11 protein-coding genes are annotated in these 11417 nt (G+C 56.7%); 3 read left to right on the top strand and 8 right to left on the bottom strand.

The window, feature by feature from the left end; all coding sequences use genetic code 11:
- Positions 1-20: 20 nt before the first annotated feature.
- Positions 21-383, top strand: a complete 363-nt coding sequence (locus ACO0LO_RS26695) for a hypothetical protein (RefSeq protein ID WP_422969173.1) — start codon at positions 21-23, stop codon at positions 381-383.
- 38 nt (positions 384-421) lie between these two features.
- Here the strand turns inward: ACO0LO_RS26695 and ACO0LO_RS26690 are convergent, their stop codons facing one another.
- The 5 genes from ACO0LO_RS26690 to ACO0LO_RS26670 form a co-directional block, all read right to left on the bottom strand.
- Positions 422-979 (bottom strand): flavin reductase family protein, encoded by a 558-nt coding sequence (locus tag ACO0LO_RS26690; RefSeq protein WP_422969171.1) that lies wholly within the window; start codon positions 977-979, stop codon positions 422-424.
- A 12-nt stretch (positions 980-991) separates the two neighbouring features.
- Entirely contained in the window at positions 992-1429 is a 438-nt protein-coding gene (locus ACO0LO_RS26685) for a hypothetical protein (RefSeq protein ID WP_422969169.1), read from the bottom strand.
- Positions 1430-1613: 184 nt separating this feature from the next.
- A complete protein-coding gene (locus ACO0LO_RS26680; protein WP_422969167.1) occupies positions 1614-3569 on the bottom strand; it encodes a putative bifunctional diguanylate cyclase/phosphodiesterase in 1956 nt (651 codons plus the stop codon).
- A gap of 206 nt (positions 3570-3775) precedes the next feature.
- Complete coding sequence (locus ACO0LO_RS26675) at positions 3776-4204, bottom strand: hotdog fold thioesterase (RefSeq protein ID WP_422969165.1); 429 nt, start codon at positions 4202-4204, stop codon at positions 3776-3778.
- Between the two features lie 263 nt (positions 4205-4467).
- Positions 4468-5175 carry an SDR family oxidoreductase gene (locus ACO0LO_RS26670; protein WP_422969163.1) on the bottom strand — a complete coding sequence of 236 codons (708 nt, stop codon included), beginning with the start codon at positions 5173-5175 and terminating at the stop codon, positions 4468-4470.
- A 144-nt stretch (positions 5176-5319) separates the two neighbouring features.
- On the opposite strand from ACO0LO_RS26670, the gene ACO0LO_RS26665 reads away from it, so the two are divergent.
- Positions 5320-5910 (top strand): TetR/AcrR family transcriptional regulator, encoded by a 591-nt coding sequence (locus ACO0LO_RS26665; RefSeq protein ID WP_422969161.1) that lies wholly within the window; start codon positions 5320-5322, stop codon positions 5908-5910.
- Positions 5911-5967: 57 nt separating this feature from the next.
- Here the strand turns inward: ACO0LO_RS26665 and ACO0LO_RS26660 are convergent, their stop codons facing one another.
- The 3 genes from ACO0LO_RS26660 to ACO0LO_RS26650 form a co-directional block, all read right to left on the bottom strand.
- Positions 5968-7422: an aldehyde dehydrogenase family protein gene (locus tag ACO0LO_RS26660; protein WP_422969159.1), complete on the bottom strand. Its 1455-nt coding sequence runs from the start codon at positions 7420-7422 to the stop codon at positions 5968-5970.
- A 62-nt stretch (positions 7423-7484) separates the two neighbouring features.
- Positions 7485-9041, bottom strand: coding sequence for an acetolactate synthase large subunit (locus tag ACO0LO_RS26655; protein WP_422969157.1), 1557 nt, complete (start codon positions 9039-9041; stop codon positions 7485-7487).
- A gap of 23 nt (positions 9042-9064) precedes the next feature.
- Positions 9065-10450: an MFS transporter gene (locus tag ACO0LO_RS26650; RefSeq protein WP_422969155.1), complete on the bottom strand. Its 1386-nt coding sequence runs from the start codon at positions 10448-10450 to the stop codon at positions 9065-9067.
- Between the two features lie 159 nt (positions 10451-10609).
- On the opposite strand from ACO0LO_RS26650, the gene ACO0LO_RS26645 reads away from it, so the two are divergent.
- Positions 10610-11407: an IclR family transcriptional regulator domain-containing protein gene (locus ACO0LO_RS26645; RefSeq protein WP_422969153.1), complete on the top strand. Its 798-nt coding sequence runs from the start codon at positions 10610-10612 to the stop codon at positions 11405-11407.
- Positions 11408-11417 lie beyond the last annotated feature (10 nt).

Genomic DNA, 11417 nt, shown 5'->3' with positions numbered 1-11417 from the left:
GACATCCACAGGAGAACAGAATGATGGAGGCCGAGTTGTTCGAAATGACAGACCGCCTCAAAAATCCAGATCAAAATACCGACGAGGTCAGAATCGATATCGCCGATCTGATCACCAGGGGATTAAGTGAATTTGAATATTCGCTGGGATACTGGGAAAAGACGCACTACAAGCTTGCGATCTCCAATCTGAAGAAAAACATCTGGCTGTTGGATGAATACTCTACCGCTTACCTCGGTGCATGCCTGCTTTGCATCGCAGGCGCGCACGTGGCGCTTGAACATAGGAGCGTGGCCTTTGTCACAAGAGATATAGAAACCGAGGCACTAACCTGGGATGACCTGATGGCGTCAATCGGACTAGTGCGCGACCAGCTTCATTAACGGCCAGGCTAAGGTCCAGGCTACAAATTACAGGCAACCTATAGATACTCAGGTTTGAACTTCTTGCGTCGGCTGATGGTGTCTCCAGCCACCATGAATTCGCCGTTTCCCATGTAATGCAGGGTTTCCGGTACGGCAGGCGAACTGGCCACATGCGCCTTTACTATTTCCCAGATGAAGAGATTGTAGCGCTTGATGCGGCTGGCATCGAACAGCCGGCATTCGAAATTGGCATAGCATTCCTTGATCAGGGGCGCCTGGACTTGGTTGGCCGGCAAGGCAGTGAGGCCGAAGATGTCAAATTTATCCACATCGGCGCCGCTGCAGTTGCCTATGCCGACCACTTCGTCAGTCAGTGCCGTGGTAGGCAGGTTGATCACGCATTCCTTGCTGCGCCTTATCATCTCGAAACTGTGGTTTCCCTCCGCGATGATGCATCCGAACAGTGATGGAGAAAATTCCATCATCATGTGCCAACCCATCGTCATGATATTGCTGCGGTCCTTCCAGTGCGAACTGAGCAGCACAATGGGACCCGGCTCCAGATAACGCCTGACCTGGGCCACGGGGAAATCTTTTTTACGGAAAGTTTTCATCCTCGGCTCGCTTCATGCAATTTCACGGCCATTCCCCTTCTCCGGTAGCGAGCTGGTAAGGAAACGGTTTACCTTGAACGACATCCTGGACTGGGCCGGAGCAGGCGCCACGCCATAAACAAAGATACCCTTGGGATGAAAGCGGAGTTCCAGCGTCCATTTCAAGTACGGATGTTTGTGATGGATGGATAGCAGCTCGCGGTCCGCATGCGCATCGTCCACCTGGATGGAGTGGAGCAAGGCAGGCTGATCCAGAAAAACGGCGGCCTCGGAACACCAGAAATCCTCGCGCCTGATCTCGGCAAGATTGCATTCCAGGCTGATGAACAGCCGCGCACTCATCTGTGTCTGGTCGATTTCTATTGCATCGCCCTTGAGTCCGGCGCTGTGAGTTCCGTCAGAATACGACAGGACTAAGCCTGTAGCATCTTGTTGAAGCGTACGTATCATACTTTCCCCTCACAATTGGGGAATTTGACGAAACGGAACGCGGATCACCCTGAAAAAATGCCCTTCCCCGGCAGGCCCAGCGACTCTTCATTGACTGTTGCAACGATATTAAAACACCGTAGCAGAGAATACTGTTCGGTATCGTACTTATGCTGGAAGGGCCGGCGAATGCCGGTGCACGGCGCTAAGCCAGGCCGTGTAAGGTAACGGGGACGGGAACAATCTGCTCAAGGCCGGAATTTTCCATGCACTGCCGGTCACTCCTGCGCCGGGCCAGGAAGGCAGTGACATCTTTTGCCGGAATAGGCTTCGATATGTAGTAACCCTGGACGGCATCGCAGCCTGCAGCCTTCAGGAAGTTGATCTGCTCTATCGTTTCCGCACCTTCAGCCACAACGGCGAGGCCCAGGCGGTGCGCCATGCTGATGATCGCTGAAACGATCGCCTCATCATCGCCGTTGCCGGGTATGTCGTTGATGAACGCCTTGTCGATCTTCAGCTGGTCGATGGGCAGCCGTTTCAGGTAAGCCATTGACGAATAGCCGGTGCCGAAATCGTCAATAGACAAAAATATTCCCGCTGCCTGCAGGTTTTCCAGCAGGTCCATATTGTCATGGATATTATCCATCAGCATGGATTCAGTAATTTCCAGTTCCAGCTGGCGCGGCTCCAGGCCGGACTTGCGCAAGGCGTTCAGCACGTCGTCTATCAGTGCAATGCTCTTGGTCTGCCGTGCCGACAGGTTGACGGCAACCTTGATATCGTCAAAGCCTGCGTCCTCCCATTCGCGCACCTGGCGGCAAGCAGTGTCGATGACCCAGCTCCCTATAGGAATGATAAGGCCGCTTTCTTCCGCAATTGGGATGAATTCAATCGGGGAGATCGCTCCCATCTCTGGATGATCCCAGCGCAGCAGCGCTTCAAAGCCGATGACCTTGTCATCCACCAGGCTCACCTTGGGCTGGTAATACAGCGCCAGTTCCCCGCGCTCCAGCGCCTTGCGCAAGTTGGATGCGATGTTGGCGCGCTTCTTGATTGCCGTATCCATTTCAGGATGGAATTTTTCAAACGCATTTTTGCCCTTTGCCTTGGCCCGATACATGGCGGTGTCGGCATTGCGTGTCAGGCTCGTGCGGTCGAGCCCGCCATCCGGAAAGCTGCTGATGCCTATGCTGCAAGTGATATATATCTCTTGCTTGTCGACGATAAAAGGTTCTTTAAATGAGGCAATAACCTTTTCGGCAATGCGTTCTCCTCCCGACTTGCGCACCCTGGTTTCCAGGATGATTGCAAATTCGTCGCCGCCGATGCGGCACACTACATCGTTTTCACGCAGCAGCGAACTCAGGCGCTGCGCAACCAGGCTCAGCAACTGGTCTCCGTGATGGTGGCCGAGTGTGTCATTGACTATCTTGAAATTATCCAGATCCAGCAACAGTACATCTGCGGTACCGCCGGTTTCCTCGACCGTGGAAATTGCTGATTGCAGGCGCGAGGAAAAAGCATGCCTGTTCGGTAGCCCTGTCACTGCATCGGTGTGAGCGAGAAACTGGAGATGTGCTTCAATTTCCAGTATCTCCTTCTTCAAGTCCACCACCAGCAGGCGGGCTATCAGCAAGGCAGCGGACACCGCGCCAACTACGATGCCGAGAAAGACCATCAGGCGCAGGTAAAACTGGCGCAAGCCCAGGTGCACTTCCAGTAAACCGACCTGGGCATGGCCCGCACCGGCATTGATGGACTGCGTTATGTCGAGATGAGACAAGCCGAAGCGGTAAGCCCTGCCGGTTGTGAAACCAAGCGTTTGCGAAAACGCTTCGGCCGACTCCGCGCGATACTCCGCCAACGAGTGTCCTTGTGAATCGAGGATTGCGGCGGCATCTACCGACCCGGAAATACCGAACTGATTCAGCATTTCCTGAGTCGCTTTACGGTCCGGCAATTGCACCGCCAGGCTGCTCTGGTTTGCAAGCGTCGCCGCCTGTCTTAGCGCGTCGTCTACGAATGCAGAACGCAGTGCGGCGTATTGAAAAACGCAGAGCAGCACTGTCGCAACAAGCAAGGTTACGGCGGAAATTTTTAGATTGACTTCAATCAGTTTGTGGCTCAGGGCCGAACCGATTTGCGTTTTTTGAAACATTCATTGCATCTTCAAGACGAGTTCCAACGGATTTGAACTCAAGTTGACTGCTTGCCGTGCAGGGCTCTATAAACGCACAGGCGTTTAAACAGCCGATTGCACAACGGCAACGGTAATGTAACAAAATTTAGGCAATGCGGATATAAAGAATGTCTTCTTTGCGCACAGCTTGGCATTCCGACCACTTCGCGATGGACGTCAGCGCGTCAGCGCCTTTCCAGCACCGCCATCGTGATCCGCGAAATACATGTCAGACTATCATTCTGATCCGATATGCGAATCTCCCACACATGGCTGGTACGCCCCCGATGAATAGGCGTTGCACGGCCACTCACGTATCCGTCGCGCACCGACTTGAGGTGGTTGGCATTGATTTCCTGGCCCACGCAGTAATACCGCGTGTTGTCCAATGTCAGATTGCTGGCGCAGCTTCCCAGCGTTTCCGCCAACAGCACGGACGCGCCACCATGCAGCAGGCCGAAGGGTTGAAAGGTACGCTGGTCAACCGGCATGCGTGCGGCAAGCCAGTCGGCGCCGAAACCGGTGAACTCTATACCCAGGTGCGACACCGCAGTGCCGATATGGGTTTCATTGAGCCTGACAAGGCTCACGGGGGAATGCCAGATATCCATCATTATCCTGAAGTCAAAATTCTATCGCTCACTCGGCCACAGTGTATTCAATTCCGCCGCGTCCTTCAACCGCGAAAATGGAAGAAGGCTTGCGCGACACCGCCTTCAGGAGAAATTTGCCAAGGGGCGCTGCCGGACAAAAACAAGGGCGCAACGAAGAGTTGAAGCAAGAACACGAGCAAGGACACGAAAATGGAAAAGCGGCCGGAAGGCCGCTTTTCATGGAGTATCGATATTTCCGCTGCCTATGGCAGCAACACCTCAACTCAGGCTGGCTGGCCCAGGTAGATTGCACGCGCAGCAGTCAGCTGGCTTTTCACGTGCTGCGCCACACCGTCTGCCAGCAGCTCTTCGTCGCCATTTTCTATGGCTTTAAGGATAGCGGCAGCAATGTCTTTCGGATCCGACTTGGGCGCATCGACACCGCTGGTCATGTCGGTATCCACATAGCCAAAATGCACGCCCAGTACAGTTGTGCCCTGCGCGCGCAGATCGTTGCGCAGACCGTTGGTGATCGCCCAGGCGGCTGCCTTGGAAGCGGAATACACACCCGAGCCGCCTACCACTACCCAGCTCAGTGCGGACAAGATGTTCACCAGCCCGCCGCCGCCGTTAGCCTTCAGCACCGGCGCAAATGCGGCGCTCACCGATAAGGTGCCCAGAGTATTGGTTTCAAATTGTGCACGAGCTGCCGCCAGCGCGTCGGTTTCCAGCAAGCCTGCAGTCGGCGTCGAGATGCCGGCATTGTTGATGACCAGGGTAACGTCGCCGGCGAGTGCCGCCGCTGCAGCGACCTGTTCGGGATTGGTAACATCCAGTTGTATAGGTGTCACGCCCTCGATATGAATGGAAGCGGGATTACGCGCGGCAGCGTAGATCTTGCGCACGCCTGCTTGCTGGAATGCCTTGACCAGTGCTGCGCCTATGCCACGATTGGCGCCAGTGATGAGTACGGTAGTGTCTTGAAGTTTCATGATAGTCCTTTAAGTGAGTTGTCCGGCGGGTGAAATTTCTCTAATTTCTGCTTGCCCGCTTATTATATTACGATCATAATATTAAAGTCATCATATAAAATGCAAATACGCGAAAATATTCGTAAAATAATTTTTGGAAACACTATGCGTTACAAAGAAGACCATAAAGAGCAGATTAGGCAAAAAATACTGGATTCGGCGGGAGCCAGGCTGCGGTCCAATGGAATTGCCGCATCCGGCGTGGTCGGCCTGATGGCCGACGTCGGTCTCACCCAGGGCGGCTTTTACTCCCATTTCAAATCCAAGGACGCGTTGGTGCGCGAATCTCTGGAAGCTGGAATGCAGCGCCTGCTCCGCTCCGTGGAAAAAATCATGGACTCTTCCAGCGACCGTCCGCTGCAAGCCTTCGTGGAACAGTATCTGTCACCTGCACATAGAGATAAGCCCGGCACAGGCTGCGTAGCTTCTGCGCTCTCAGGCGAAATCAAGCAAAGCTCGGAAGAAATCCGAGACATGTTTACACAGCAATTACATGAAATGGCAGACTTGATTGCGAGCGCTTTGCCGGAAGAATGGGAAGCGGACAAACGGCGTGAGCTAGCCGAGACGATCTATGCAATGCTGGTAGGGACGATGAGCCTGGCACGTGCCGTCAACGACAAGGCCATGTCGGAGCGCCTGCTGGTCAATGCGCAGGCACAGATTTTAAAGATGGTGAAAGACTCGGCAGAATAAAAGCAGGCGCGGGTTCACCTGCCCACTCGCCTGCGGTTTAGGCTGCTGTTGTGCAAGTCAAACAGCGGGAGGTACGACAATCAGCTGCGCTTCCATATTCCTGAGCAGCCCCATCAATCCGTTGGCACGCCCTACTCCCGACTCCTTGACGCCGCCAAACGGGTATTCCGCCGCCACACCCAGGTGGTGGTTAACCCATGCGACGCCGGTTTCCAGCCTCGCAGCGACTTCCGCGCCTTTTTCAACATCCCTGGTCCATACCGATCCGCCCAGGCCGAAACGACTGTCGTTGGCGCGGCGGATCGCATCTTCCACATCGGAAAAACGCAGCACCGGCAACACCGGGCCAAACGGCTCTTCGTCTACCAGCCGCGTGCCTTCTGCAATGCCGGCGACGACCGTAGGCGCAATGAAATAGCCGGGCCGCCCAAGGGCATGGCCGCCGGCCAGTATGCGCACGCCGGGCTGGCGCGCGGTATCCTCCAGCAGTTCCAGCACTTTGTCGTACTGCGCCTTGTTTTGCAGGGGGCCATAATCGCTGTCGTCTTCCAGTCCGTCGCCGACCTTGACGCTGCGCGCAATCGCGGCGAGCTCCACCAGCATTTCCTCATAGATATCGTCATGCACATATAAGCGCTTGATGGACTGGCAGACCTGGCCGGAATTGGCAAACGATGCAGCAAACAGGCGTCCTGCAATTTCCTTGGGATCGGCATCGCCCAGCACGATCGCTGCGTCGTTGCCGCCCAGCTCCAGTGTCACGCGCTTCATGTTGACGGCGGCAGACGCCATCACCCTCTTGCCAGTGGCAATGGAGCCCGTAAAAGTGATCTTGTCGATCAGCGGATGTTCGGTCATCCACTGACCCAGCGCATTGCCGCCGGCGACAATATTCAATACGCCGGGCGGGAAAATATCGCGGGCGATCTCGCCGAGCAGCAGCGTCGTCAGCGGCGTATACGGAGATGGCTTCAGCACCATCGTATTGCCGGTATAGAGTGCCGATGTAATTTTCGGCGCTGCCAGCACGATGGGCACGTTCCACGGCGTGATGCCGCCGACCACACCCAGCGGCTTGTAGTGCAGCTCCGCCCTGCCGGCTGCGTCTTCGCGCAGTATCTCGGGTTTGATTTCTATCTTTACCAGTTGCCGGATAATGCCGATGGCGCGTGCGATCTCAGCGCGCGCAGCCGCCAGCGGCTTGCCCTGCTCCAGCGTCAGCATCGTCGCCAGTTCTTCCTGCCGCTGCTGCATCGCATCGGCCAGCCGTTCAAGCTGATGCCGCCTTTCAGAAAATCCGGCTTTGCTCCACCCCACGAATGCGCGCCGGGCTGCGGTAACCGCCTCTTCAAACTGAGAGCGGGAGGCGTCCGGCGATCTGGCAAATACCTCGCCCGTAGCCGGATTAATGACGTCAAAAGAATCAGTGCTGTCCTGCAGGCCGCCATCGATCAGATGGCGAAATTGCTTGTCCTGCAGCGCTGCAACGTGGGAGTTGGTAGAAGTGCTCAATTCTGCTCCAGTAAAAATCTATTTTGCAACACCTGCTGTCTTGTAAACTCAGAGTTAGCGCCTCAGATCACCAGCTCAATCAGGTAAGGCCCTTCGCTGGCAAATCCGCGTGCCAGTTCCTTGGCAAAAGCGGTCAGCTCATCCACCCTGGCGGCAGGCACGCCGTGCCCCTTGGCCAACGCCACCCAGTCCAGCGCCGGATTATCCAGCGACAGCATGTCGAGCGCGGTCTTGCCTGGCTGTGCGAGACCGACCTTTTTGAGTTCGCTGCGCAAGATGTTATAGGAACGGTTGGCCAGGATCACAATGGTCACGTCCAGCCCTTCACGCGCCATTGTCCACAAGGCTTGCAGTGTGTACATCGCGCTACCGTCGCCTATCAATGCCAGTACCTTGCGTCCAGGCGCCGCCATCGCGGCGCCGACAGCAACCGGCATTGCATAACCCAGCGAGGCACCCATGCTGTTCATCCAGTCATGCGGCGCCGCGCCGCTGGTAGGGGGAAAGAAGCCTCGTCCCATGGAAATGGATTCATCCACGACAATGGCCTGCTCGGGTATTAATGCGCCCAGCACGGCCGCAATTCCCTCCGATGTCACCTTGCCTGACGGTAGCGCTGGACGCTGCAACACGGCAACGCGCGTAATATCTGCGCTGGAAACGCCAAGCGCATCGGCCAGCGCCGCAAGTATCGCTTCCATATCATGCTCTGCCTGCGCAAGGGAAATGATTTCGCACTCCTGCGGCGCCAGCAGGCTGGGCTGGTCGGGGTAGGCAAAAAAAGCGACCGGCGTTTTTGCGCCCACCAGCACCAGCCGCGCAACGCCTTTCAGCGCCGCCAATGCGCCGTCTACATCATACGGCAGGCGATCCAGCAGCGTGCGTCCTGCGCCGCGCTCAAGCCGCGCGTTCTGGCCTTCGCTCATCAGCCGGCAGCCGGTTTTGGCAGCGATCCGGCCTGCATATTCGAGAGATTTCCCTCTCAAGGCGTTCCCGCCCAATAACATCACGGTCGTGCCTGATGCGGAGCCGGCTCTCAACGCAGTTGCAGCAGCGCCCAGAGAATCCTCGCTCACTGATTGCGCCGCAACCGGCGCGCATGGAGCCGCAGCCTGTTCCGCCGGCCCCCAGGAAGCGTCGGCCGGCAGCACCAGTGTCGCAATGCCGTACGGCGCATCCCGTGCCACGGCCACCGCAGCCGCGCCGTCGGCAGCGACGGCATAAGAATCCCGCGAGGTCCGCACCCAGTGCGACATCGGCCTTGCCACGCCTTCGATATCGCCGGTAAGGGGCGCGTCGTAACCCAGGTGGTAACTGGCATGTTCACCGACGATGTTGACGATGCCGGAACGCGCCTTCTTCGCGTTATGCAGGTTGGACAAGCCGTTTGCCAGCCCCGGCGCCAGATGCAGCAGCGTACTGGCCGGCTTTTGCCTGATGCGAAAGTAACCATCTGCTGCGCCGGTGGCGACGCCTTCGAACAGCGTCAACACGCAGCGCATCCCTGCCACCTTGTCGAGCGCAGCAAGGAAATGCATTTCGGAAGTGCCAGGATTGCTGAAGCAGACATCCACTTCGTTTGCCAGTAAGGTCCTGACGAGGCTTTCTGCACCGTTCATCGTAGTGTCCCTGTCTTGATTTTTTATTTGGAATGCGCATCCGCAAAGCGGCCGGCCGGCACACTGCTTTCACTTTTTTCGCCGTGGTTTTTACCGGCATACAGACGCCCCATTGCGAACACGCAAAGGCAGGCGACAAAAATCATCACCCCACCGCCGTAGAAAATCTCCGTTGGCGTCCAATGCGCGCCGATCAGCAAGCCCACTACCGACGGGCCGGCAATACCGCCCAGGCGGCCTATGCCCAGCGCCCAGCCGACTCCGGTGGAACGTATCTCCGTCGGATAAAACACTGCCGCCAGCGCAATGACGCTTTTCTGGCCGCCGCTGACGCAAAATCCTGCCAGGAAAATCGCCAGCATCAGCACCGGCAACGACGACGTGAAGTTGGCTGCGGTGAATGCCATGAATACGCTGCCACACAGATAAAGCACGCCGATAGTCACATACGGGCCTATCCTGTCCATCGCCGGTCCGACAACGAAGGCTGCCAGGATGCCGCCTATCGTCGGCAATGCCGTTAGCCAGACGATAGTGTCCATCGGGTATTTAAGGCCGGTCAGGATCGTCGGCAGCCAGCTTTGCATGAAATAGAAAATGGCGAGGTTGATGAAGAATACTAGCCACAGCAACAGCGTACCGCCGGTACGGCCCATCTGAAACAACGCGGTAATCGCTGCCCGCTTGCCGTCATTCTGCGCTTCGGTAAATACCGTATTGCTATCGACATGCAGCGTGGGATCCAGACGTCTCACGATTGCGGCCAGCTTTGCAAAATGAGATTTGCGCCGGGCCAGGAAAGCGATCGATTCGGGCAGAACCGCCATCAGCACGAAGCCCAGCAGGATAGGAGGAATGCTGCCGGCCCACAGCAGGGAGGTCCAACCGAAGCGCGGCAACAGCTCTCCGGCGACAAAGCCGGCGACGACGAAACCCAGTGAAAATCCGCAGTAAATCGCCAGCACAAAGGTCGCGCGCAAGCGTTGCGGCACATATTCGCCGGTCAACGCCACCGCGCTAGGTGCGGCGGCGCCCAGGCCCACACCCGTGAGGAAACGGAGCGCCATCAATTCCGTTACGTTGGTAGCCAGCACGGTGCCCGCCGTAAACGCGCCGAACAGCAAGGTTGCGATCACCATCACGCGTTTGTGGCCGTATTTGTCCGACAAGGGGGAAACGAAGAGATAGCCTATCATCAGACCGACCAGCGTCGATGAAAAAATGGGGCCAAGCAGTTTGGGGGCGATCTGCCAGTCTTTGGCCAGCAAAGGCAGGATGTAGCTGATGGCCTGGGTATCGAAACCGTCAATGAACAATACCAGGCCGCATAGAACGACGATCATGTACTGGAAGGCGCCAACCTTTCTCTTTTCAATGATATCCGAGACTCCTATTGAGTCGATTTTCACTTGCTGTCTCCTTATAGTTTATGTACGCGGAGTTATTCGTTTCAGGAAAAGACCATTCTGAAGCGCGTATTCCGGCGTCTGGCCCACGTTAGTTCCGGCTCCGTTAAGCGTCAACAAAATTGTATATAATGTTCGCAAAGCGAACACCGGAGAGCAGCAATGACGGGCAATGAAGACGGGCGTGAAAGTCCGCAACAAAGATCCAGCGAAGAAAAGGAGTACGTCGCCGGGTTGGAAAAAGGTTTGTCCATCATCGAAGCCTTCGGTATACAGAACCGCGCGATGACACTGAGCGAAGCCGCAGAAATCACCGGCCATACACGCGCTTCAGCGCGTCGTTCGCTGCTGACGCTGCAGCGTCTCGGCTATGTGGAATGGGATGGAAAATATTTCAAGCTGGCGCCGCGCGTATTGCGCCTGGGCCACGCTTATGTCACCTCGAATCCGTTGTCGAAGATAGTACAGCCCATCCTGGAAGCGCTCAGTGAAAGATCGCGCGAATCCAGTTCACTGGCGGTGCTGGACAATACCGAGGTGGTGTTTGTGGCGCGCGCGGCCACGCGGCGCAGCCTGAGCAATGGACTGAGCCTGGGTTCGCGCCTGCCGGCTTTTTGCGCAGCGACCGGCCGCGTGCTGCTGGCGGCCTTGCCACCGGAAGAGGCAGAAAACCTGCTCAAGCGCAGCCGCCGTTTCCAACTGACGCCGCATACCAAAACCGATGTCGATGAACTGATGGGCGTATTGGAAGAAGTACGCCGCCAGGGATATTCTTTATGCGATGAAGAGCTGGAACTTGGCGTGCGCTCCATCTCGGTACCGGTGCGCGATGCCACTGGCCGCACCGTATCGTCAATGAGCATCGTCGCCTCTACCGCGCGCTACTCGCATGAACAGGTCATTGCCTCCCTGTTGCCGCAACTGGAAAGCGCGCGGCGCATGTTGAGCACCATGCTGTAGGTAAGCGCCG

Origin of the sequence: Undibacterium sp. TJN25, assembly GCF_049339885.1 — a bacterium.
Taxonomy (GTDB): Bacteria; Pseudomonadota; Gammaproteobacteria; order Burkholderiales; family Burkholderiaceae_D; genus Undibacterium.
Note: the sequence above shows the minus strand (reverse complement) of the source record. Positions and strands in the feature narration are given on the sequence as shown.